22 protein-coding genes are annotated in these 22,130 nt (G+C 45.8%); 9 read left to right on the forward strand and 13 right to left on the reverse strand.

Going from position 1 to position 22,130, the window contains the following annotated elements; genetic code table 11:
* Positions 1-6 precede the first annotated feature (6 nt).
* The 6 genes from ACFPTP_RS13560 to ACFPTP_RS13585 form a co-directional block, all read right to left on the reverse strand.
* Positions 7-1,677: an acyl-CoA dehydrogenase family protein gene (locus ACFPTP_RS13560; protein ID WP_381445819.1), complete on the reverse strand. Its 1,671-nt coding sequence runs from the start codon at positions 1,675-1,677 to the stop codon at positions 7-9.
* A complete protein-coding gene (locus ACFPTP_RS13565) occupies positions 1,674-3,179 on the reverse strand; it encodes a class I adenylate-forming enzyme family protein (protein WP_381445822.1) in 1,506 nt (501 codons plus the stop codon). Before ACFPTP_RS13565 ends, ACFPTP_RS13560 begins: the two co-directional genes overlap by 4 nt.
* Before the next feature lie 4 nt (positions 3,180-3,183).
* Positions 3,184-3,561 carry a MerR family transcriptional regulator gene (locus ACFPTP_RS13570; protein ID WP_381446072.1) on the reverse strand — a complete coding sequence of 126 codons (378 nt, stop codon included), beginning with the start codon at positions 3,559-3,561 and terminating at the stop codon, positions 3,184-3,186.
* Between the two features lie 546 nt (positions 3,562-4,107).
* On the reverse strand, positions 4,108-5,016 hold the full coding sequence (locus ACFPTP_RS13575; protein ID WP_381446074.1) for a glycine betaine ABC transporter substrate-binding protein: 909 nt from the start codon (positions 5,014-5,016) through the stop codon (positions 4,108-4,110).
* A 5-nt stretch (positions 5,017-5,021) separates the two neighbouring features.
* Positions 5,022-5,870, reverse strand: a complete 849-nt coding sequence (locus ACFPTP_RS13580; RefSeq protein WP_381445824.1) for an ABC transporter permease — start codon at positions 5,868-5,870, stop codon at positions 5,022-5,024.
* Positions 5,863-7,128 (reverse strand): quaternary amine ABC transporter ATP-binding protein, encoded by a 1,266-nt coding sequence (locus ACFPTP_RS13585; RefSeq protein WP_381445826.1) that lies wholly within the window; start codon positions 7,126-7,128, stop codon positions 5,863-5,865. The genes ACFPTP_RS13580 and ACFPTP_RS13585 overlap by 8 nt, the downstream gene beginning before the upstream one ends.
* A 203-nt stretch (positions 7,129-7,331) precedes the next feature.
* Between ACFPTP_RS13585 and ACFPTP_RS13590 the strand changes: the two genes are divergently transcribed.
* The 3 genes from ACFPTP_RS13590 to ACFPTP_RS13600 all read left to right on the forward strand — a co-directional run bounded on the left by ACFPTP_RS13590 (position 7,332) and on the right by ACFPTP_RS13600 (position 8,969).
* Positions 7,332-7,877 carry a GbsR/MarR family transcriptional regulator gene (locus ACFPTP_RS13590; RefSeq protein WP_381445828.1) on the forward strand — a complete coding sequence of 182 codons (546 nt, stop codon included), beginning with the start codon at positions 7,332-7,334 and terminating at the stop codon, positions 7,875-7,877.
* 248 nt (positions 7,878-8,125) lie between these two features.
* The gene (locus ACFPTP_RS13595) at positions 8,126-8,311 is read left to right on the forward strand and encodes a hypothetical protein (RefSeq protein ID WP_381445830.1); all 186 of its coding nucleotides are present in this window, start codon (positions 8,126-8,128) and stop codon (positions 8,309-8,311) included.
* Between the two features lie 112 nt (positions 8,312-8,423).
* A complete protein-coding gene (locus tag ACFPTP_RS13600) occupies positions 8,424-8,969 on the forward strand; it encodes a manganese efflux pump MntP (protein ID WP_381445832.1) in 546 nt (181 codons plus the stop codon).
* A 114-nt stretch (positions 8,970-9,083) separates the two neighbouring features.
* Here the strand turns inward: ACFPTP_RS13600 and ACFPTP_RS13605 are convergent, their stop codons facing one another.
* Positions 9,084-9,251 (reverse strand): hypothetical protein, encoded by a 168-nt coding sequence (locus ACFPTP_RS13605; protein ID WP_381445834.1) that lies wholly within the window; start codon positions 9,249-9,251, stop codon positions 9,084-9,086.
* Positions 9,252-9,476: 225 nt separating this feature from the next.
* On the opposite strand from ACFPTP_RS13605, the gene ACFPTP_RS13610 reads away from it, so the two are divergent.
* Both ACFPTP_RS13610 and ACFPTP_RS13615 read left to right on the forward strand, forming a co-directional pair.
* The gene (locus ACFPTP_RS13610) at positions 9,477-10,772 is read left to right on the forward strand and encodes a tetratricopeptide repeat protein (RefSeq protein WP_381445836.1); all 1,296 of its coding nucleotides are present in this window, start codon (positions 9,477-9,479) and stop codon (positions 10,770-10,772) included.
* Complete coding sequence (locus tag ACFPTP_RS13615) at positions 10,772-10,906, forward strand: hypothetical protein (RefSeq protein ID WP_381445838.1); 135 nt, start codon at positions 10,772-10,774, stop codon at positions 10,904-10,906. Before ACFPTP_RS13610 ends, ACFPTP_RS13615 begins: the two co-directional genes overlap by 1 nt.
* Before the next feature lie 217 nt (positions 10,907-11,123).
* Here the strand turns inward: ACFPTP_RS13615 and ACFPTP_RS13620 are convergent, their stop codons facing one another.
* The 3 genes from ACFPTP_RS13620 to ACFPTP_RS13630 all read right to left on the reverse strand — a co-directional run bounded on the left by ACFPTP_RS13620 (position 11,124) and on the right by ACFPTP_RS13630 (position 13,500).
* Positions 11,124-11,903: a hypothetical protein gene (locus ACFPTP_RS13620; protein ID WP_381445840.1), complete on the reverse strand. Its 780-nt coding sequence runs from the start codon at positions 11,901-11,903 to the stop codon at positions 11,124-11,126.
* A gap of 176 nt (positions 11,904-12,079) precedes the next feature.
* A complete protein-coding gene (locus ACFPTP_RS13625; RefSeq protein ID WP_381445843.1) occupies positions 12,080-12,217 on the reverse strand; it encodes a hypothetical protein in 138 nt (45 codons plus the stop codon).
* Positions 12,217-13,500 carry a helix-turn-helix domain-containing protein gene (locus ACFPTP_RS13630; RefSeq protein WP_381445845.1) on the reverse strand — a complete coding sequence of 428 codons (1,284 nt, stop codon included), beginning with the start codon at positions 13,498-13,500 and terminating at the stop codon, positions 12,217-12,219. The genes ACFPTP_RS13625 and ACFPTP_RS13630 overlap by 1 nt, the downstream gene beginning before the upstream one ends.
* A 403-nt stretch (positions 13,501-13,903) precedes the next feature.
* On the opposite strand from ACFPTP_RS13630, the gene ACFPTP_RS13635 reads away from it, so the two are divergent.
* Entirely contained in the window at positions 13,904-14,608 is a 705-nt protein-coding gene (locus ACFPTP_RS13635; RefSeq protein ID WP_381445847.1) for a YiiX/YebB-like N1pC/P60 family cysteine hydrolase, read from the forward strand.
* 83 nt (positions 14,609-14,691) lie between these two features.
* Positions 14,692-15,864, forward strand: coding sequence for a hypothetical protein (locus tag ACFPTP_RS13640; protein WP_381445849.1), 1,173 nt, complete (start codon positions 14,692-14,694; stop codon positions 15,862-15,864).
* A 152-nt stretch (positions 15,865-16,016) separates the two neighbouring features.
* On the opposite strand, the gene ACFPTP_RS13645 is transcribed toward ACFPTP_RS13640, so the two are convergent.
* Together ACFPTP_RS13645 and ACFPTP_RS13650 are read right to left on the reverse strand one after the other, a co-directional pair.
* Complete coding sequence (locus ACFPTP_RS13645; RefSeq protein WP_381445851.1) at positions 16,017-17,081, reverse strand: alanine/ornithine racemase family PLP-dependent enzyme; 1,065 nt, start codon at positions 17,079-17,081, stop codon at positions 16,017-16,019.
* Positions 17,082-17,096: 15 nt separating this feature from the next.
* Complete coding sequence (locus ACFPTP_RS13650; RefSeq protein WP_381445853.1) at positions 17,097-18,506, reverse strand: alanine/glycine:cation symporter family protein; 1,410 nt, start codon at positions 18,504-18,506, stop codon at positions 17,097-17,099.
* 592 nt (positions 18,507-19,098) lie between these two features.
* Between ACFPTP_RS13650 and ACFPTP_RS13655 the strand changes: the two genes are divergently transcribed.
* Positions 19,099-20,154 (forward strand): acyltransferase family protein, encoded by a 1,056-nt coding sequence (locus ACFPTP_RS13655; RefSeq protein ID WP_381445855.1) that lies wholly within the window; start codon positions 19,099-19,101, stop codon positions 20,152-20,154.
* Between the two features lie 31 nt (positions 20,155-20,185).
* Here the strand turns inward: ACFPTP_RS13655 and ACFPTP_RS13660 are convergent, their stop codons facing one another.
* Complete coding sequence (locus tag ACFPTP_RS13660; RefSeq protein WP_381445857.1) at positions 20,186-20,893, reverse strand: GDSL-type esterase/lipase family protein; 708 nt, start codon at positions 20,891-20,893, stop codon at positions 20,186-20,188.
* A 133-nt stretch (positions 20,894-21,026) separates the two neighbouring features.
* Between ACFPTP_RS13660 and ACFPTP_RS13665 the strand changes: the two genes are divergently transcribed.
* Positions 21,027-22,043 (forward strand): hypothetical protein, encoded by a 1,017-nt coding sequence (locus ACFPTP_RS13665; protein WP_381445859.1) that lies wholly within the window; start codon positions 21,027-21,029, stop codon positions 22,041-22,043.
* Positions 22,044-22,130: the final 87 nt, after the last annotated feature.

A 22,130-nucleotide genomic window follows, 5' to 3' on the forward strand; every position in this document is an offset into this window, starting at 1 on the left:
TTCTATTTACATAAGCTGATCAAAATAAGCGACTGTCTTCATTGGATCTCCGACTTTTCTTAATGACCAAGTATCCTCGATATAAATTTCCGCCAATTTCTCGAATTTGCCGCCATGTTTCATTGCCCATTCGAGCGCTACGACACTTTCGTATAGGTGCGCCATCCGCTTCATAAGATCTTTCGCTTCGAATGTTTGGAGGGCATTATCGAAGGCAGCAAATGCAGTGAGGTCAGTGGATAGTGCATGTATTTCCACCAGCAACGCCTTCTTCATCTCACTGTCATTAATGACGACTAGGCGATTTCGCATTTCGTCGATGAACAGTTTATGAGCCTCGAATTTATTGACGAGGCGGATGAGCTCGAGACCGAGAATATTTGCGGTGCCTTCCCAGACAGTGAGCACTTGCGCGTCCCGCAACAGGCGCGGCGTGACAAAATCCTCGATATAGCCGTTGCCGCCATGCATTTCAATCGCTTCATGCGCAAAGTAGATCGCTTGCTCTGCCGTTTCCTTTTTGATGAGCGCGATGAAAAGCCGGTTGAGGACCTTTTCGCGATCAGACGCGTCGCCTTCCGTGACACGTTCGTATAATTTAATGAAATCAAAGACGGTTGCCACTTCAACATGGAGCCTCGCCGCCATTTTACCGAGTGTATCCTGCACCATCGGATAGTCGGTGAGCCGGTGGCCGAATGCATTCCGGCGGGTTGCATACGCTTTTGATTCCAACAACGCGCGCCGCATTATGCCGATGGAAGCGACCGCGTTGCAAATCCGTGAAAGATTGAGGGCTTCCATCATATAATAGAAGCCTTTTGCCGGATCGCCGACTACATAGGCGAGGGCGCCGTCGAATTCGACTTCTCCTGAAGGGACCGCTCGGACGCCGAGTTTATCTTTCAACCGGCGGATGCGGAGACCGTTCAACTTGCCGTCCTTCTGTCGCCACGGAACCGCGAACAATGTCAATCCGCGTGAACCTTCCTGCGCCCCTTCAATTCTCGCAAGCACCATGGCGACTCCTGCCATTCCTGCGTTCGAGGCGAAATATTTCTCGCCGTAGAGTCGGTACTGATCACCGTCTTTAACTGCTTTTACGACATTCGCCCCGACATCCGATCCGCCTTGGCGCTCCGTCAGAAACGTCGCGCCTTCGTACAAAGGGACTTCTCCCGTTGAACAGACATTGCCGAGGAACAGTTTTTTCACATGTTCATCCGCATAATGGTCGAGTAAGTAGGCGGTCGCCATCGTCAGTGTGACGGGGCAATAAAATCCTGGCTCCGCATGCGACAGCACATAGCCTTGCGCGAAGCTGTACGTGTAATTCCCCTTATGGCCAAGCTCCGGAATTTCTTTGTGGACATACCCGACGATGCCTGTATCATACGTTTCTTGGACGGTTTTTTTGTACCCTTCATTCACCCAAACGTCGGAAACTTCCTCTCCGAATTTGTCGTACCGAATGAGGCGCGGCTCCCCTTCGCGGTCGGTATGCTTTGCGCGCTCGTCGATTGCATTTGCGCAATGCTCCCCGAAAAGGGAAAGCTCGCGTTTCGCGTATTCAAGGAAAGGACCTTGCAAATGCTCTTCGAGAATCAGGCGGAGCGTGTCGTCGCCTTCAAAGAAATTGTCAGTTTTGATCGATTTCGCTTCCTGTACGACTTTCATTGGACAGTCACTCCTTCCCGCAATGGCTGCTTCAGAATTTTCCCGGAGGCGTTCCGAGGCAATGCGTCGACTTGTTCATAGAGTCGCGGCACTTTGTATTTCGCAAGATGCTCTTGGAGGAATGCTTTTAATTCGTCGACGTCGACCGAATTTGCTGAAGCGAACACCGCTTTCACTGTTTCGCCCCATTCGGGATGAGGCACGCCGACGACCGCAACTTCTCGGATGCCCGGATAGCCGAGGATTGTTTCCTCGATCTCTTTCGGATAGATATTGACGCCGCCTGAAATGATCAAGTCCTTTTTCCGATCGACGATCCATATATAGCCGTCCTCATCGAACTTCGCCAAGTCGCCGGTCTTTAGCCACTCCCCGATGAATGCTTCTTTCGTCGCCTCTTCGTTTTTATAGTAGCCGAGCATATTCCCTTCGCCGAGAAGGACGATTTCACCGATTTCACCAAGTCGAACGTCTTCGCCTTGTTCATTCACAATCCGGAGTTCTGTGTGCAGCGGCGCTCGGCGTCCGACGCTGCCGGATTTCGTCGCATGCTCATCCGCAAATAGCAATGAACCGCTCGGGCCAGCTTCTGTCAGGCCATACACGCAAACGAGATTATCCGTCCGGAATGCGGTTTGCACCATGTTCACTTCATTCGAAGATAGCGGCGCTCCGCCGTAGATCCACCATTTCATTGAGGTTAGGTCCGCATCCTTCAGACGTGGTTGCCCCGCCGTGAGCAAATAGGCGACAGGCGCCCCGAAGAAATGGGTCGTCTTCTCTTTCTCTACCGAGTCGATCAATAGATCAGGAGTGAATGTCGGAGTAAGGACACAAGTTGCGCCGACATACATCGCCGCCATCATGAATAGATGAAGAGGGGCCGAATGGCTGAGCGGCATCATGAGCAGGACGCGACTTTCCGGCTTGACCTCCATTTCGACGGCGATCATCGACGCAACGGTGAGGATGTTCCGGTAGCTGAACAATACTCCTTTCGGATTTCCGGTCGTTCCAGACGTGTAAAGGATCGTCGATTCGTCGTCTTCCTTTAAATTGCAATGAATTGGTTCATCGTCTGCATTTTGGATAAGCGTTTCAAAGGCTTTCCAGTTTCCAGACGCTTCCCCTGTTTTGATTAATAAAGAAGGAGAGTGCAATGGCTTCACTGTTTCAAACAGCATTTCATGCGCAATGAGCGCTTCAGCGTCCGAATGATTCAGCACATACGTCAATTCTTCCGTGGTCAGCTTGACGTTGATCGGAACGACGATTGCACCAATCCGCTGAACGGCGAAATAAGCGACAATGAATTCCTCGACATTCGGCAGGAACAACGCCACTTTCGATCCCTTTTGGATACCTTCATTCTGAAGCGCATGTCCGAACCGATTGACTCGATTGTCTAAATCCTTGTATGTCGTCCGCTTCCCCATGCAGACGACCGCTTCTGTTTCCGGGTATTTCCTCGCATTTCTCTCCAACAGCTGTGAACTGTTCATCCCTTCATTCCCCTTTCGTAATATCCAACTTTTCCGTGAATTCTTCGAGCAACTCTTCCATTTCAGCCTTCATTTCCTTCAGTTCCCGGATTTTCCGATCGATTTCCCCGATACGCCGTTTGCCGTATTCGACCGTGACTTCAAGCTGTTTGCGCCCGGTCCGATCCTTGTCGAACAGCAGCACCATTTCCTTGATGTCATCCAATGAAAACCCGTATCGCTTACCGCGGAAAATGAGCTTCAGCTTCGCAAGCTCAGCATTGGAATAAAGCCGTTGATTCCCTTCAGACCGATCCGGAGCAAGCAGTCCGATTTGCTCATAATACCGGATTGTACGCGTCGACACCCCAAATGATTCCGCCACTTCCGTAATCGTCTTCAGCTTCACCACCCCTTCAGCCTTTCCTTTGACTATAGCATTGACGTTAACGTAAAGGTCAAGTTATTGTTTTGAATTGTGAATAAACTGAGCAAGTGCTTGTAATAGATTCCTTGATCGATTAATTGAGCCTTTGATTGCTCGATTTATGTACGCTTTACTTTATTTTTTAAAAATTAAAAGTTTTTAATTCATTTTTACTATATTTCTCCATTCTATCGTGCTATACTAATTTCATCACATGAGAAAAGGAGGATACCTTATGGCCCATAAACATTTGTTTGGTCATCGAGCTCGCCCATCAAGTTGGGTAAATGTATCGCATAATTTGTCGGAGATGATAACGACCTATGATGCTTTTCTTTCTGATCTGACCCCTGAGGAATTGATCAAACACAAATGTAATTGCTTACATACCTTCTTAAATAATGAAGGGCAATTGAATTACATATTTCCTTGCATTAAAGAATTCAACCAACAATATTATTCAATTGAATATAGAAATTAAAAAAGCAGGCAGCCCACTTCAAAGCGGGCTGCCTGATCTATTTATTCCTTCAAATCTTCGATTGAATCGATGTCCATATATTGCGGAACGACGAGTCCGATTTTCACGCCTTCCATATTGATGCCGAGTTCTTCGAATTTGCCATCGAATTTATTCGCATAGGTTTCATGCGTCACGGGCAACCATGCCGCGAGTGATGCATCCGCGCTTCCGTCAGCAATCGCTGTCCATAGCGGGCCTGCTTCGACTTGCGTCAATGTAACTTTGTAGCCCATCTCTTCAAGGACGAGTTTCATGACGTTATGGCTTGCGATTTCGCTATCCCATGCAACATACGCAAGCTTGATTGCATCGCCGTCCACTTTGTCCACGCCGTCTGTCCATTCAGCGACTTTGTCAGCGTTGGCGTCAATCCAGTTCTGTGCAGCAACTTCCTCTTTTTCACCTTCCTGGATGGCAACCATCACTTCACCCATATCCTCTTCAGACCAATGGAAGTTCGAAAGGATTTGGTGGGCTTCCGGTAGGTCGTCCGCAAGTCCGAGTCTTCCGATTGTACGGATTTGCTCTTCCCCGCCGAATGAACCTTTAGGGTCTTCCAAGTATTTCAGATCGAATTTCGCAAATTTCCAGTGAGGCGTCCAACCAGTGACAATGATCGGCTTTTCTGCGTCATACGCCTTCTTCAATGCCGCAGTCATTGCAGCGCCAGATCCCGTCGTGACGTCCCATTTGTCGAGCTCATAGTCTTTGATTGCTCTGTCGGTTGCTTCCATGATGCCTGCACCCGGGTCGATCCCTGTAATTTTATAATCGACGGATGCGCCGACCGATGCCGAGCTGTCCCCGCCTGATGTCGATTTCCCGTCCACTTTATCGTCGCTTCCGCAAGCGGCCAAGCCTAATGCGAGTAGTGCTGCTGCTCCTAGTCCAAACATTTTCTTTGTCAAATTCATTAAATGGTTCCCCCTTGTTTTTTCTTGCCTGCGTGCTGTGTGATCCGGTCGAGGATGATGGCGACGATGACGATCGAGAGGCCTGTTTCAAAGCCTACACCTGTCTTCAATTGTGTTACCGCTCTGTATACTTCCTCGCCGAGCCCCGGTGCGCCGACCATCGACGCGATGACAACCATGGATAGGGAAAGCATGATGCTTTGATTGACCCCTGCCATGATGGTCGGTTGGGCGAGCGGTATTTGCACTTTCCACAGCCGCTGCCACGTCGTCGAACCGAATGCTTCAGTCGCTTCGATCAAGTCTTTCGGCACCTGTTCAATTCCGAGCATCGTCAGCCGGATCGTCGGCGGCATCGAGAAGATGACCGATGCAACTACCCCCGGTACGACGCCAATATTGAAGAAGAAGATAGCTGGCAATAAATAAACGAATGCCGGCATCGTCTGCATCAAGTCCAAGATCGGGCTGATGACTTTCTTTACTGCAGACTTTTGAGATGCCCAAATGCCGAGCGGGATGCCGACGACAAGTGCAATGACGACGGACGTGATGACAAGCGCCAGCATTTGCAGCATTGAATGCCAATAGCCGAGATAGTCAATGAACAATAGCCCGACCAATGTGAAAAGTGCAATCCGCCGCGTGGAAATGAACCAGGCAAGCAATGCGAAAAGGATCGCCAGTACAATGGATGGCACCAGTGCCATCAAATCGACGGCCCCTTCGACGATGCCTTTCAAGAAGGCGGAGATGCCATCGAAGACCGAGCCGAAATGGGTGACAAGCCAATCGACGCCGCTGTCGATCCAACTGGCAAATGGCAATCGTGGGAATAGATTATCCAATGTTGCTCACCTCGACTTCCATTAGGTCTTCCGGTTCAGCCGCGACATCACTCGAGGCACCGTTAATGAACTGGTTGTCTCCCGCCAATGCGCCGATTAATGCGCCGCGGATGATAATGCCTTGCAAGTGGTGCTCTTCATTCACGACCGCAACCGGAATCTGTGTCGTCGATACGGTATCGAACAGATCGGTTAAGACGGTATCCGGAGAAATCGTCGGAATGTCCGTGATGAGGACATCCTCCAACGTCTTGCCCGTTTCTGCCGCGTCGCTCGCGTCTAGCGCTGTTACGGCGCCAAGAAGTCGATTTCCTTTATCCACGACATAGATGGAGGAAATCCCCTGCCTCTTCATGAGGCGCAGTGCAACACGGGCTCCCCTGTCGATTTGCACCATATCCGCTTTTTTCATAATATGGCCCGCCGTCAACACTTTCGAAAGATCGACATCTTCAACAAAGCGCTCGACGTATTTATTCGAAGGATTCATTAAAATTTCTTCAGGTGTTCCGATTTGGACGATATCGCCGTCTTTCATTAACGCAATGCGGTCGCCGATCCGGAGCGCCTCGTCCAAGTCATGGGTAATGAAGATGATCGTTTTCCCCATGTCATGGTGCAGCTGCAGAAGCTCATCCTGCATATCCTTCCGGATCAACGGATCGAGCGCACTGAACGCTTCATCCATTAATAGCACATCGGGATCGTTTGCAAGCGCCCGCGCCAAGCCGACCCGCTGCTGCATGCCGCCGCTCAGCTGGTTCGGATATTGCTCTTCATAGCCTGCAAGTCCGACGAGCCGCAATGACTCGACCGCCTTCTCCTTGCGCTCCGCTTTTGCGATGCCCTGGATTTCAAGCCCATACTCCGTGTTCTGAAGAATCGTCTTATGCGGGAAAAGGGCGAAATTCTGGAACACCATGCCGATTTTCTTCCTGCGCACTTGACGAAGCTGCTCTTTATTCATACTGACAATGTCTTCCCCATCGATGCGGATCGAGCCCATCGTCGGGTCGATCAACCGGTTCAGCAACCGGACTAATGTGGATTTCCCGCTCCCCGATAGACCCATGATGACAAATATTTCACCGTCATAGACGTCGAATGTCGCGTTTTTCACGCCTACCGTCGCGCCTGTAGACTTGAGGATTTCACTTTTCGACTTCCCCTCATTCAACAGCTGCGCCGCGCGCCTGCTGTTTTTACCGAAGATCTTCGTCGTGTTGACAACTTCGATTTTCTTTCTAAGTTCTGTCATGTGTACACTCCCTAAACTTTGAAACTCATCGTCTACTAGTATATGCATAAAGATTTTTCTTTACAACCGTTTTTACGAAATAAATTGTTTGTACGGTAAAAACTGTACAAAGTTTAAACTTATCGTTACACTTGAAATGCGGGTATAATACGCTTAGGTTAGTGATTGGGAAATTAATTCCCGGACAGCGGAGGGAAAGCACTATGGAAGGTAAAGAAACACTCGACAAAGCACGCGAGCGGATTATCGAGACAATCGCGCAAAACATACATCTATACGGACTTACAGCTTCAGCCGGCAGACAATACGGCACGATGTTCTTCCATGATGAACCGATGACATTGGACGACATGACCGAAGAACTCGGCATGAGCAAAACAAGCATGAGCACTTCCGTACGGGCGCTCGCAGAACTGAAATTGGTCGAGCGGGCATGGGTCCGCGGCGTCCGCAAAGACTTGTATCAAGTGAAAGATGATTGGTACCAGAGCTTTATCAATCTATTTTCCATCAAATGGCGCAGATCCATTTCACTCCAGTCCGTCGCCGTCAGGAAATCGCTGCGCGAACTGCAACAGTTGAAAAACAATCCCGACATCAGTGAAGAATTGAAAGCGACCGTTGAAAAGGACATCAGCAAGCTTCAATACGTGCGCGACTACTACGAATGGCTAGACCGTCTCATCGACGCCTTCGAAGACCATGACATCTTCGACCTTGTCCCTTTGAAGGAAGGCAACGGGGAATAAAAGAAGAAAAACGCTCAAAAAGGCGGCCCCTTAATGGAAGGGACCACCTTTTTTCATTGAATCACGCATAAACCACGAAATTCACGCATAAATGCCATTCTCGGCGCATAAACCGCTGCAGAAACGCATAAATCTCCGCAAAAGCTCATAAAACGCTAAAACGGCGCATAACAACGAATCCCATTGCATTCATAAAGCAGTTAGTCTACGCTTAAAGATGCGCAGTTCTCGCAAAAGGAGGCATTCGGATGCAAAACAGAATACCGTTACTGATGCTCCTGCTAGTCATCGGCTCAGTATCGCTCATTTTATCATTAACCCTCTCGCTTCCCAACGTCTTTGAATGGATGTTGCTCATCACTGGCGTTCTGCTCAATATCGCAAGCGCGGTCGGGCTCATGATCATCGGCGTGAAAAGGACGAGAGGTTCCTAATAAGCCGTTTCGAAGTTGGAATTCACTTCGAAACGGTTTTTTTGTGCGCCCATCCTGCCGCTTACGCCAGTCATATACATAAGAGATAGACTTTTGCACGGAGGGATTCTCCATGAAATTAATCACCATCTTGATCATTGCAACGGCGGCTAATATCGATAATTTGGGGATCAGTATAGCTTACGGGTTACGCGCCAACCGGATTCCATTTCGTTTTAACTTTATCATTTCATTCATTTCCACAGGTTGTGCATTCGTTTCCATTTTTGCCGGGGGCATGTTAGCCGATGTCCTTTCCAAATCCGCATCTAACCTGATTGGCGGAATACTGCTGATCTTACTTGGCCTTTGGGTTGTCATAAAATCATCAAGCCCTTCCCAGGGGTGTACGAACAAAATGGACTCCATCCATTGGAAGGAGTCCATTGTTTTAGGCTTCATCCTTGCCCTCAATTGCCTTTCCATCGGCTTTGGCGCAGGCATAACTGGTGTGGAGCCGTATTTGACTTCAGTAGCGATCGGTATTTTTTCATTCATTTCCATCATGCTTGGCGTCCGGCTGGGAGAACATATCGGTACAAGCTGGCTTGGGCAACAGGCGGAGCGCATCGGAGGCATTCTATTGATGGCAATCGGCCTGTTTGAGGTCTTCATTTAGGTGCACTGCTGCTTATTTCATAACATACTTTCATAATTTGATGCTTTTATTCGTATATAATCAAAAAGATGACTGAAGCACTCCTCAGAATGTCAGTCACCTTCCTATCCAATATCATTCATTTGATTTCAGCGTATTCGTCAATTCATCGTAATCAACAGATTTCAATAAACCATTGGATTGCATCTTCTTAACAAATTGTAAGAGCTCCATCTTCATCTTCATGATCTCGATGTCCAGGAATTCCATATCGCATCTTACTTCAGTCCTTGCAGTCGTCATCCCCTTCACACTCCTTTTGTACTGTTTTATTTAGATGAACCTCCATGGCGTGGGACTATTAACTATAATATATCATGCGAAGTCCTCCCAAAGAAGTATAACCGGTTGGGACATTTTTTTCAATAACCGCGTTTTTTTTCGCTTTTTCAGGAAAAGTTTCTCACTTTGCATGTTTGTGCTTTATACTGTAAATTAGGATTAGATAGATAAAGCGAGGGATGGCAGATGAAAATAGGTCATTTGATACGTGCGGAGCGTGTACGGCAAGACATGAAGCAAGTTGTCCTGGCCAAAGGGATTTGTACGCCTTCCTATTTATCAAAAATCGAACGGAACCAGATCGAACCAAGCGATGACATTGCGGAAATGCTGATGGAGCGGCTGGGGATGGACCCGGAGAAATTGCAGGAGACCGATGAGGAAACGGAAATTGAGTTTGAGAAGATGTTGATGGAGACCTATCGTGAAGTAATGACAGAGAGAGATTTAAATTTCACGAAAGAAAAATTAGAGTATCTTAAGCAAAACGTTCCCCTATTTGAAAACGATTCGTTACATTTCACTTATTCGCTAATTACTTTTCGATTTAATTTGATACTAAGATTTGATTCAGAAAAACTCAAACAAGAAATTGAATTACTTGAAGAGTCTAGTGATAATTTTGATGCATATCAACTTTATTTATTTCAATTAAACAAAGGGCTTTACTACTACAATACTGGCAATCGAAAAATGGCCATACAATATTTTGAGTTAATCCTCGATAAGCTAGAGTCATTACCTATTGGAGAATGGGAAAAAGCTGAATTTAATTATATAATTTCTGTGTTTTATATGGCTGATGGGCATACATTCAATTCCATTGATCATGCTAGACGTGCACTTAATTTTTTCCGGGAAAATCTAATGATGAGTAGAGTGTCAGACTGCTATATTCTTATCGGAATTTCTTATAAGAGAAGCGATAAATTCCAAGACGCTCTGGAAGCATATTCAAAAGCAATGCAAATTAGCGAAGACTTTAATTTGCCTAACGAAAAAGGGATTATTTATCATAATCTTGGTACTCTGAATAGTAGCATGGGAAATAGCAAGCAGGCTATCGAGTACTATAATAAAAGTATCGACCATAAAACAGATCCATCTGAAAAGCTGATTACAATTCTCTCCTTAATCGAGGAATATTCAAAAACGGAGAAAAAGGAACTTGTTAATTATTGGGCTGAGAAAGGGATTGCATTGTATAATCAATTAGCTGATGAAAATCAAATTTCTTATTTGCATCATTTCGGTCTCTATAAATCGCTGCATAGTAAAGAGGGATTGTCTGTAGAAATTGCAGAAGCGGCGATTCAACACTTCAAAGATATTCAAAACTTCAGATATATTCATAAATATTGCATTTCGCTAGCGGAGTGGTACTATAATAATAGGAAATATAAGCTATCATCTATTTTCTATCGAGAAGCAAATAGATATGGCTATATTTATAGAAAAATAGAAAACTGGGAGGATATATAATGAAAAAAGTTGTATCGATTCTTTTACTAGCGATTGTTTTAGGCATGTCAGTTCAAGGTAATACGGCTTCAGCCAGCAGTGCCGATGAAATGCCACGAGTATTCAAAACGTTCTCTTACACAATTCAAAAATGAAAAAAAGGAATGCACCATTATGGATGCATTCCTTATTATTACCCTTCTTCCCGGTGCCTGTGCAACAAACTATTCTGACTATGCACTACAATTGTATAAAAAATATTGAGAGGCCATCCGTGTCAAACTTCGGATGGCCTCTCTCTGTATGGATATAACTAAAACCGAATTGTCATAAATGTGCCTTGCACAGGCACCCACACAACTTACACACAATTCACAGCATTGCTTTTAGTTCTGCCAGGTAGGTGCCGACGGTGGAGTCGACGAGGAGTTTGAATAGGAGGCCGAATAGGATGATGACGAAGACAGTGTAGGCTGCGTAACCGTGGAGCGGGTCGATTCCTTTTGGTTTTTTGGATAGGAGGACGCTTATGACATAACCTGGCGATAGCATGAGGATATAGATGAAACTAAGGATCAGCAGGAAGATTCCATACCAATAGGATTTCATCAGCAGCAAAAACAGCGCGACTGCGACGATGACGATGGCCGGCAGGGAGTGTGCGCCGTATAACGTCAATGTCTGTTTAAATGGATAGGCAGGTCCAAAGTTCTTTCCGATAATGAAAAGCCCGAATGATATGATTGCGATGCAAATCGCCACAAATCCGGCCACATTCAAGAAAACCGATGAAAACGAGGGGCTTCCATCCGCGCCAATCGATTCGAGTGCCATTCCTTTAAGTGCCGTGAAAAATGATAGGCCAAAGATGATTGCATAGAGAAGCAAAGAAATGAAGCCGTTCCTGAATTCATCGTTCTTCGTTGTCAGACTGAGCGATGGATGTTTCAAGTGCTGCACAAAATAGGACCAGTATTCCTTCGTCAGATTGCCCACATTTTCCAGATGAACGTTTGATTCTGCATTCACCACAGTCGCATCAACGACCGTCTGTCCATCTTGAAAGACTTCCCCTGTTTCCGCTATCCTCATGCCGCAACTTCCGCAAAACCGTCCATTCGCATGCTTATTCCCGCAATTTGTACACGTCAATTGTTCTCCTCCTATTTATTTCTTCATCCAAGACTACGCAGCCAATCCAGAGAACTTGCCTTCTATAGTAACTGTATTACGATAATCCATTTGTTACGACTATTTGCAGGCAAAAAAAAAGCACGTACATCCGATTGCTGATTTACGTGCTTGTAAAAGTTTACTTGACAATCTTTTTACGCTTTGGCGCCATGCGGCGGGCCGACATCCGGTTGGCCATTTGTGACGAAATCGCTGGCGCTTGCCGTATTCATCGATGGAGCGACTACTGCTAAACCGAGGACGAGGCAGATCATCAAGACTTTCCCCCTCATTATTCTACACCTCCTTTCACCTCCATCGTTAACCGCTCGTATGCTTCGATGCAAAGCTCCTGGAATTTGTATGCGTTTTTGTATTTTTTGATTGATTCATAATAAAGCGAGATGTGGCGGGCGGCATCCTTCAGTTTCTTCCAGTCTTCATTTGCATGCAGTTGGTGGATGCAGTTTGTCATTTTCCGTTCATACAGATCGTATTCACCTAGATCGTAGTATAGCTTACCTTCAAAATAGTCGACATTGGCCTGTTCTAACTCATTCTCGATCTCACTTTGCAACCGGTTAATACTTTCCCGTAACGCCAACAGGTCACCATGCTGGAATAAAATCCTTAATTTCAGAAGATGTGAGTCGAAGAGGGTTTTGCACTTCAACTGTTTTTTCATTTCAATGGCTTGATTGATTGTTTTCAGCGCTTGTGCATACTCATTTTCTTCCATCAGCACAAAAGCCAGGTTATGGTAAAGCCGTCCATGCGTCTCGGTCATCGGGATCCTCAATACACTGAATCCCTTGTCAATATACTTTCTCGCTTCTTTCGTCTTATACTGTTCGAGGTAGAGTACCGCGATCAGATTATAGCAATCTCCGGACTTCGCCCAATTATGCAAGTGGATATACTGATGCTTCGCACGCATCGCATAGACATGTGCGGTGCCATAATCATATAGCTTGTAAAGCGCCAAAGAAATATTGTAATTGATTTTAGCCGAAAGGGATTCCTCTCTCGTCAAGTGGAGAGCGTCTTGAAAATGGGAAATGCTTGCCTCGTAGTCTTTGTTAAAATAGTAAAACAGCCCTGATATGAACGTATATTTTTCAAGGAGTAGCCTGCTGGCGTTTTCGAAGAATGTTTGTGGGATGTAGGCGATTTCTGAGGAGTAGTAAGCTTGCGCTTCTGCAATTTTGCCTACTTTTACTAGTTCGGTGTATTTCAATAAATCAAACAGGATTTCCTGATGGATGGAGGAGATATATGCAAATTGCTTGCAATGATTGTTATGAAAATTCTGGATTCCCTTCAAATCCGAAGATAGCAGCTCCTCATACTCCGTTAATAATTTTTGTAGATCAGCATCATCTTCATGAACTCGCTGGAAATAGGCAATTGGCACATCTAGCCGTTCGGCAAGCATTTCGAGTACATCGCTGGATGGTTCAAAACGGCCGCTTTCAATATTGCTATAGTGGGAAGTTGATATGATTCCGGAGCTTGCGTCCTTTTGTGTAAGGTTTCGACTCTCCCGCAGCCTCCTTATCCGACTGCCGATGTGCATGTGGGCACCTCTTTTCTTCCTTTCCACCATTGTACGTAACTTTATTGTTGTACACAACATGAATTCTGTTTATTGTTAATTTTCATTCTTTAGTACTTGTTTTGTGGACAGGCAAATGATTCTTCCATCACGATAGGGAAAATCCACTCCGCAATTTGTTCTATTAAGTTTTTGATCATTTCATCAAGAATACCGCCTATTTACCTAGCAAGCCGCGTTAATCTTTGCATATACACAAAAGGTTCCCGGCTTTTCATTCAATAATATACAAGAATTCCGTGCAAATCAATTATTTTCCCAAAATTTTAACTATTAAAATATCCATGTTATAGTAGATGTATGTTGGACAACATACATTTTGAAGGCAAACTGGCCAGTTGCCTTCGCAAAAGGAGCGAGTAACGTGAAAAGATTCATTGCAATGGCATTGGCAGGAATTCTCGTTATCGGTGTTCAGTCCCCTTTCCGCGCTTCAGCAGTCCAGCAACATAAAGATGTAATGGTAACGATTCAACCTAATGCTTCCGTCGAGGAGCCCGTCCTTTCATCAAGATTGCACGAGAAGCAGACCAAGGAAATGGTGAAACAAAACCAATTGTCCATTGAAATGACGAAGCTGTTGGCCGAGCATTTCGGCAAAAGTGTCAAGACTCAAGGCGGAGGATCTGCAAACTATATTATCGGTCCGAGCGATACCGGTGATTTCTTCTATACACCGGCCTCGACAGCCTTCGTAAACCACGGTCATGTCGGGTTATACTATTCCAGCAACACGATTGTGGAATCGATCTTCCCAACCGGCGTTCGCAGCATTTCCGCCAACGTCAAGATGGTAGAAAAAGGGGCAGTTGTGAAATCCGTTTCCACAACGGAAGCGGTCAAGCAAAATGCGGCAAACTGGGCGTATACCCAAATTGGACAGCCGTACTCGTTGAACTTCATGAACAACCGCCGCACGGGACATCTAGGTGCGAAAAACTGCTCCAAACTCATCTGGTCAGCATACTTCTTGCATGGCGGACTGGATTTGGATGTAAATAAAGGCTTTGGCGTCTACCCTCGGGATATCCGTGACGCTAAACAGACAAGATTCGTCCGCCAAATCTGATATCACCGAGACGCAATTGATTCTTACAATGGGGCTGTCCGTTCAAGGCCAGCCCCTTTATTCAGCTAAGGAGGTTTCGGAGTATGGAGAAGAAATGGATGATGATTTGTATCATCGCCTTGTTCATCGTGGTCGCAGGAACTACCTATAAGACGTTTAGCCGCCTACAGCCGGTGGGGCTTCTTTCCGCGGATGACTTTCACAATTCCGATTTATTGACGAATACTGCAGCAATCCTTTATTTCTCAACGACTGCGGATCAGGACAAGAATAAGGATGGCCTCAGCTTTGCGGTTTTTGTGGATCAGGATGGAAAATCGAAGCTGTGGAAAATGCATGGCCTTGAACTTGGAACGGTGTTTGCAACAAAGGATGCATTCTTTTTGGCGGACCGCAGCCATCTCTATTTGAACGATTTGAATGGGAGCAAAACGTTCACCATGCCGACGGAAGAGCATACCGGTGAGTTGACGGCTTTCAATGATAAGGACGGTCAATTTTACAGCGTCTATAACTCTGGCTTCACCGAGGATGGCGGCTATGCATCCAACATTCGGTTTGGAAATGAAGACGGCTTCGAAACAATCCACATCCCCCATTATTTACAAATGTCCGGCAAGGCAGACGGGAATCTGCTGATGGTGATCGGTGACGAGACCCACATTTCATTGCAAAAGATGCCCCTTCAAAAAGATATCCAGCTGGATGAAATTGTATCGCTCGGCCCGATTGGCGAACGGATCGGATTGGCATCCATTCTCAAAGAAGGCGACTTTTATTATCTTTTAATGGCCGACACGGAAAAGCTGACAAGCGATGTGTACCGCATCCACGAAAAGACGAAGGACATCGAGACGTTTCCATTAACTACTTACAAGGACATCAAAGAGTACATCATCCGCCTTCCCTATAACCTCCGGAACGCCGCCACAATCCATGAAGGCGTCTTCTACTATGCTGATGGAATTGGGGACGTATATACGCTCGATTCGAAAACCGGAGAAGTCCGTCTCGCCTTCACCCTTGAAGGAGCGAGCCAGGGACAATTGAAAATGTCCGAGCAAATATATTTCCGTGACGGCAAGCTCCACTTCTTCCGCTATCATCAATCATCCGACACATACGCAATCGACACCTACGACTTAAGGACAGGCAACCTGCTCAGCGAAATGCCGATTGAAGGACTGGACGACATGTTCGACTACGCACGCCTAAAGAAAAAACGCATTTCCTCCTATGATTTTATAGTGAGGTAAATATGGTGCCTGTGCAGCAAACAATTCTGACTATGCACTGCAATTGTATAAAAAATGAGAGAGGCCATCCGATTCAATCTTCGGATGGCCTCTCTCTGTATAAAAATGATTAAAATTGAATTGTCATAAATGTGTCGTGCACAGGCACCTACTTAATCCATGTAGACTTTCCGGACGTAGCGGGAGGTGAAGGCTCGCATGGTGGAGAAGTAGCCGAGTTGGAGTTGGATGGTCTCGCCGACCTTATATCCCCTCTTGCTGTCGGTGACGTCGAGCATGAGGTGGTCGGAGCTGGCGCCTAGGATGATGATGTTTTCGTCGACAGGCACAGATGTTTCGACATCGAAGTCCTGTTTCCCGAGCGCACAGATTGCCTTCAACCGCATGCCCCGGTCCGTGAATGTCGGGCTGTTGCCGTACGAATCGACGCCGACTGTCCCCCACGGAACGGATGGCTTCTCTTTGAGCTCGACGATTTCGCATTCCAATGTGAACACATCTTTACGCGTTCCCGGCAGAAATGTGTAGTTGGCGCGCTCCTTGCCGAACAAAAGGGATTCGCCGAGGCGCAAATTGTTCACGCCTTCGCTCACTCCGCCTTTCATCATCAAGTCGAGAGTTGCGGAATTTCCGCCGCTGACAACTTCCAATTCCCTGCCGATCCTCTCGCCGACCGTTTTCGAAAGCTCCGCAAGCGCCGCCATCTTCTCCGAATCGGATTGGATGAAAGAAAAGCATGTCAAGTTGACCCCGATGCCATACAAATGGACACCTTCCATTTCCTCTGTCTTCCTCGCAACATCAATAAGCTCCTCATGATCGATGAACCCTTCGCGGATATCGCCAAGGTCTACCATCAAAATCACCTTGTGGACCTTCCCTTTTGCAATCGCGGCGTCATTGATTGCCTGGATCGTCGCAAGCTCCGAATTGAGTGAAGCGTCCGCGTACGTGACGAGGTCGTTCACTTCACTCATCATCGGCGGGCGGATGAGCCATTTCTCCGCATCCAGCCCTTTGAGCAGCTTCAAATTATCGACCCGTGAGTCCCCAAGTCTTGTAATGCCGCCCTCGACATAGACCGCCGCGATTTCCGGGTCCCCTCCGAACACTTTCGTCACGCCTGTCACAGCAATCTTCTTCGCTACGCAAAGCGCCGTGACAGCACGGATATTTTCAAGCAAATGCTTTTTATTCACACGAACGATTGGATACATGTAGATCCCTCACTCTTAATTCCAGAAATCCGTTTTCTCTTTAAGATCAATCGATTTCGCCTTGAAGACAGGGTTTTTCCCTTCCTTCTTCTGTCTCGTATAATCGTCAAGACATTTGAACGCAGTTCCACCGAGGATCAAGATGATCGGTATGTTGATCAATGCCATGATGCCCATCAGGACGTCAGCTGTGTTCCATGCAACCGAGAAATCAAGTTGCGCGCCGAAGAAGACGATGACGACCGCAGCCAGTCTGAAGAGCGTAAGACCTGTCTTGCCGACTTCTTTTTTATTCAAATACTTCAGATTTGATTCTGCATAGAAGAAGTTCCCGATCAGCGACGTAAACGCAAAGCAGAACAACGCAAACGTGATGAACCAAATACCGAATTCACCGAATGTCGATGATAGGGCCGCTTGTGCGTAAGGAACGCCCGCCATGTCTTCAGTCGGCACGACGCCTGAGCTTAAGAGCATGAAAGCTGTTGCCGAACAGATCAGTAACGTATCGATGAACACCGACAGCATTTGGACAAGACCTTGCTTCGCCGGGTGGGATACGCTTGCTGCTGCAGCTGCGTTCGGTGCAGAACCGACACCCGCCTCGTTGGAATAAAGGCCACGTTTAATACCGTACATGATGACGGAGCCGGCGAAACCGCCGAATGCCGATTTGAAATCAAATGCAGATGTAAAGATGTCAACGAACATCGCCGGAACAAGGTTCAAATGCATGATGACCATGATCAACGCCACGCCGATATAGGCAATCGCCATGACCGGAACGATGATGCTCGTAATTTTACTTAATGTTTTTCCGCCTTTGAAAATACTCAAGCCTGTCAGAAGCGCCAAAATCGCTCCAACGATAAGCGGTGTCGACGAATTGTAGAAGCTGTACCCTTCAAACGCAGACGCAATGTTGAAGGAAGCAACCATATTGAATCCGCCCATATAGGTCAAAATGAGGGCAACAGCGAAAACGACACCTAGAAATCTGCTTTTCAGCGCCGCTTGGATGTAGTACGCAGGACCCCCGTAAGAGCCGCCATCCTTATCCCGCTTTTTATAGATCTGTGCGAGCGTGCTCTCGATGAACGCGGACGCGCCACCAATGATCGCGATTACCCACATCCAGAATACGGAACCTGCCCCGCCGAGCACAATTGCTGTCGAAACGCCGGCAATATTTCCGACGCCGACACGGGATGCAGTCGAAACCATTAACGCTTCGAACGCTGAAATCGAGCTTTTGTCCTCTTTCGGTTCTGCAACAAGTTTAATGGATTCCTTGAATAGACGGAATTGGACGAACTTCGTACGGATAGTGAAATAAAGACCAGCAACGATCAAAAGAATAATAAGTATGTAGCTATATAACCACGTACTGAAGCTGTCAATTAAATTATTATACAATTCATACATGTAAAACACTTCCCCTCTGAAAATTTGATTTTTAAATGAATCCGCTTTCATTTCGGAAAACAGTCATCTACTTTTAGTACTTTATTACAATATAGCTTTTTTGTTGAAATTACAATGTTAAATACTGTAAATAATAGCTTTTTAGACATAAAACATTGGCAATAAATACTTTTATCTTGATATTAAATGGCAAAGGAACTTTAAGCGGTGCCTGTGCACCATACATTTATGACAATTCAACAATAGTTATATAAATGCAGATTGAAGCCAACCAAAGATTGATATGGTTAGCTTCTTCTTTTATTTTATACAATTGTAGTGCATAGTCAGAATTGTTTCGGTGCCTGTGCAAGGTGCAATTATGATAATTCGGTTCCCTGAATAAAAATACACTTTAACTCTGATGGACTCCTGATTTTATCGCATTTGTATTTTTCTTCATGCAATTGTAGTGCATTATCTGAATAGTGTGCTGCACAGGCACCGATTTTTACCAGCTTTCTTTCAATTAGTTATCAATGCTGTTACAAATCGATAAAAGCTTAGAAATGGGGTATATAATAGCAGCATATTTAGTTAGAGGTGTTTGTTCATGAAGAAGAAACGGTTGACGTGGGTGGATGTAACGAAAGGGTTTCTGATGATTCTTGTCGTGATTGGGCATTATCCGGGAGAACTTGATTTTCCACTCGCGAAATATATTTATTGGTTTCATATGCCCGCTTTTTTCATTTTGAGCGGTTTGTTTTTCAAGCCGGTTTTTGAAAAAGGACTTATGAAGCCGACAATTCACAAGCGTTTTATGCAATTGATCGTCCCTTACCTGTTTTTCCTGGTCAGCATTACGCTGATCCGTTACGGGATGGAAATCGGTTCAGGCAACCGGGAGTTGTCATGGTATCTCAATGACTTATGGACGCTTGCCGTCGGCGGTCGTTTTATTCGCGGAGCGTACGGGGTCTTTTGGTTTGTGACGACGTTATTTTTCACATATTTGTTTTTCTTATGGCTGACGAAAAAATTTAATCGGAAGAAGCAGTTCGTCATTCTCGCCATTTTCTATATCATTGCGCACTTCGAAAGCATCTTCGCCATGCATGTCATTGGCGGAAAACCGTCTGAGGCGGCGCAATCGATTCCGATGATTTGGAATATCGATGTCGCCCTAATGGCCATTGTCTATTTCGCCATCGGGTATTACTTGAAAGATTTTTGGATGGGTATTTCGAAACGATGGATGGCCGCGGCATTCACCGTCAGTGTGACAGCCGTCCTGCTCGATAGCTTCAAAGTCATTGACTACCGGCTCAGCATGAAGTTTTTACGGTATGACCATTTCTTATTGGATTTGGTCATCCCCCTATCCTTCACGATTCTGTTGGTGGGCGCATTCCAGTTTATCACAGCACGGTTGTCGCTCAGCTGGCTGCGGAAAATCGAGCAGCACTCGCTTTCCATTATGTATTTGCATATATTCGCAGACATCATTTTGAACGATTACTTCACATATGGCCTAATCGGATTCACGGCCATCGGGCTATTCGTTCCGATCATCGTTTCTATTTTAATTAATAAATTGCTGCCGCATGGAAAACTGCTGCTTGGCGGATTTTCACCGAAGAAGAAATCGGAACCGATACCAACGTAAAAAAGCTGGACCCTCACGGGGTTCAGCTTTTTCATTTAGTACGCAGCCTCTCCACCCAAACGTCATATCCTTTTCCGTTTAAATGAAGCCCATCAACCGTGAACTTCTTATCCAGTTGACCGCTCTTATCGGTGAAACTCGGATGCAGATCGATATACTCGATTTCATTTTCATCCGCAATCCGCTTTAATATATCATTGAATTGCTTCACTTTTTTATTGGATACTTCATTCCCGAAAATCCCGTTATTCACGGGCAATATGGATTGAATGAAAAGCTTGGTTTCCTTCCCTGCGAATGATTCGACAATCGCATTGACGCTACTTTCATAATCCTTGGCATCCGTTCCATACCGGATATCATTGACGCCGATCATCAAATAGGCCACTTTCGGATCCCGGTCGACCACTTCCTGAAGCCGATCCAATACGCCTTTCGCCACATCATTCCTGATTCCCCGATTCAACACAACGTCGTCAGGGAAATACTCCTGGAACTCCCCGTAATCGGTAATGCTGTCCCCGATGAACGCAATATCCACATCACTCGCTGCAGAATGCTCGAAAACGCTTTTTTTCGTAAAATAATATGCGGCATCCCTTTTCACGGGAGGCGTGGATTGTATTTTTGTCTTCACAAATTCAACTCCGCCAATCTTATGTACAACATAACCTCCCGTTCCAATCAACAATGCATTTAAAAATAATGATATTATCAATAATAAATTTCCTTTTTCCAATCCTGACACTCCTGTTCTTCCATCAATAAAGCTTGCTATACCCTGATTTGAACCGAATATAACCGCAAAAACGAAACCTATTTCATAATCGTCCGTAAGCATATACAATGGTTGTTTACGGGAGGATTCAATTATGCCATCTAAACTAACAAATTTATTCACTGGTATCGGGTGTACTGCCCCGTTTCTTGGTTTCGTTTTGCTTGGTTACTTTTTTTACAACCAGTCATTCGGGCTTGGCATCATCGCATTGGTCGCTTGTATCCTAGCGGCATTATTCATTTTGGGCATCGCGCAGCAAGCTGAAGATAAACGTAAAAAAACGCAGTTGGAATTCCTTCAAACATTCCAACCGGGTCAGTCCGATTTCCATAAATATAAGTCTTCCACCTCTTACGATCTATTATCCAAAATCGCAATCGATGAACAGCGGGAAAAGATCCATTTATGGATGCCCGACACGAAAAAGGGTGAAAGGGTCACAAAAGCGTATGTCAATATGCCATACCTAATCAAGACCTATAACTATTCCGATATTTTAGCGATCAATCTCAAAGAAGATAATTATGAAACTGCATCGGTTCAAAGAGATACACATTTCACCAACTTCCTATTGAATAAATTAAAGGAGGAAGGAACGGTGATGGGGACTCCAGCCAGTCAACCGGTCGACAAAATCACGTCCCTGGACCTTGAGATCATCATTGACGACAATACGAACCCGAGACATCTCATTCGTTTTTATCATGCTCCTTACACCCCGTTACGTAAAGATTCACTTGGCTATGCCGCACATTTAAAAGAGCGTCAGGAATGGTTTACTAGGCTGAAAACCATTATTGAGCAACAGAACGATGCTGCACAGAAAGTAGAGAGCCAGATTGAAACATTCGAGTCCCCTGTTCAAGTGGAAACTCCGAAACCGGTTGTAACGCAAGAAATGACGCGGCTTACGGTGGACGTTGACATGGACCGGTATGCATTGTCATTGTATAAGGATGCGAAGGACATTTCGGAAGTAAACCCGGAAATCATGCAAGACGCTCCACAACATGAACAAGACACCGAAAAACCGAAATCCTATTTCGAGCAACTACTAGAGAAAAATAGAAGACAACTTCGCGGCGACTACTCCGACGAAGAGAATTGAGCCGGAATTGTGCCGGTGCCGGTGCACGGTGCAATTATGACAATTCAACCTGATGAATAAATAAACGTGCAAAAACCAATCGACCGT

It is taken from the genome of Sporosarcina koreensis (assembly GCF_042655825.1).
GTDB classification, from domain to species: domain Bacteria; phylum Bacillota; class Bacilli; order Bacillales_A; family Planococcaceae; genus Sporosarcina; species Sporosarcina koreensis.

What these genes read in the sequence shown, in the direction of transcription:
- ACFPTP_RS13600 (WP_381445832.1), top strand. Translation starts at nt 8,424, where the DNA reads ATGAAATTAATCACCATCTTGATCATTGCAACGGCGGCTAATATCGAT.
- ACFPTP_RS13590 (WP_381445828.1), top strand. Translation starts at nt 7,332, where the DNA reads ATGGAAGGTAAAGAAACACTCGACAAAGCACGCGAGCGGATTATCGAG.
- ACFPTP_RS13595 (WP_381445830.1), top strand. Translation starts at nt 8,126, where the DNA reads ATGCAAAACAGAATACCGTTACTGATGCTCCTGCTAGTCATCGGCTCA.
- ACFPTP_RS13640 (WP_381445849.1), top strand. Translation starts at nt 14,692, where the DNA reads ATGGAGAAGAAATGGATGATGATTTGTATCATCGCCTTGTTCATCGTG.
- ACFPTP_RS13585 (WP_381445826.1), bottom strand. Translation starts at nt 7,128, where the DNA reads ATGACAGAACTTAGAAAGAAAATCGAAGTTGTCAACACGACGAAGATC.
- ACFPTP_RS13665 (WP_381445859.1), top strand. Translation starts at nt 21,027, where the DNA reads ATGCCATCTAAACTAACAAATTTATTCACTGGTATCGGGTGTACTGCC.
- ACFPTP_RS13650 (WP_381445853.1), bottom strand. Translation starts at nt 18,506, where the DNA reads ATGTATGAATTGTATAATAATTTAATTGACAGCTTCAGTACGTGGTTA.
- ACFPTP_RS13625 (WP_381445843.1), bottom strand. Translation starts at nt 12,217, where the DNA reads ATGAGGGGGAAAGTCTTGATGATCTGCCTCGTCCTCGGTTTAGCAGTA.
- ACFPTP_RS13655 (WP_381445855.1), top strand. Translation starts at nt 19,099, where the DNA reads ATGAAGAAGAAACGGTTGACGTGGGTGGATGTAACGAAAGGGTTTCTG.
- ACFPTP_RS13610 (WP_381445836.1), top strand. Translation starts at nt 9,477, where the DNA reads ATGAAAATAGGTCATTTGATACGTGCGGAGCGTGTACGGCAAGACATG.
- ACFPTP_RS13560 (WP_381445819.1), bottom strand. Translation starts at nt 1,677, where the DNA reads ATGAAAGTCGTACAGGAAGCGAAATCGATCAAAACTGACAATTTCTTT.
- ACFPTP_RS13630 (WP_381445845.1), bottom strand. Translation starts at nt 13,500, where the DNA reads ATGCACATCGGCAGTCGGATAAGGAGGCTGCGGGAGAGTCGAAACCTT.
- ACFPTP_RS13565 (WP_381445822.1), bottom strand. Translation starts at nt 3,179, where the DNA reads ATGAACAGTTCACAGCTGTTGGAGAGAAATGCGAGGAAATACCCGGAA.
- ACFPTP_RS13615 (WP_381445838.1), top strand. Translation starts at nt 10,772, where the DNA reads ATGAAAAAAGTTGTATCGATTCTTTTACTAGCGATTGTTTTAGGCATG.
- ACFPTP_RS13605 (WP_381445834.1), bottom strand. Translation starts at nt 9,251, where the DNA reads ATGACGACTGCAAGGACTGAAGTAAGATGCGATATGGAATTCCTGGAC.
- ACFPTP_RS13645 (WP_381445851.1), bottom strand. Translation starts at nt 17,081, where the DNA reads ATGTATCCAATCGTTCGTGTGAATAAAAAGCATTTGCTTGAAAATATC.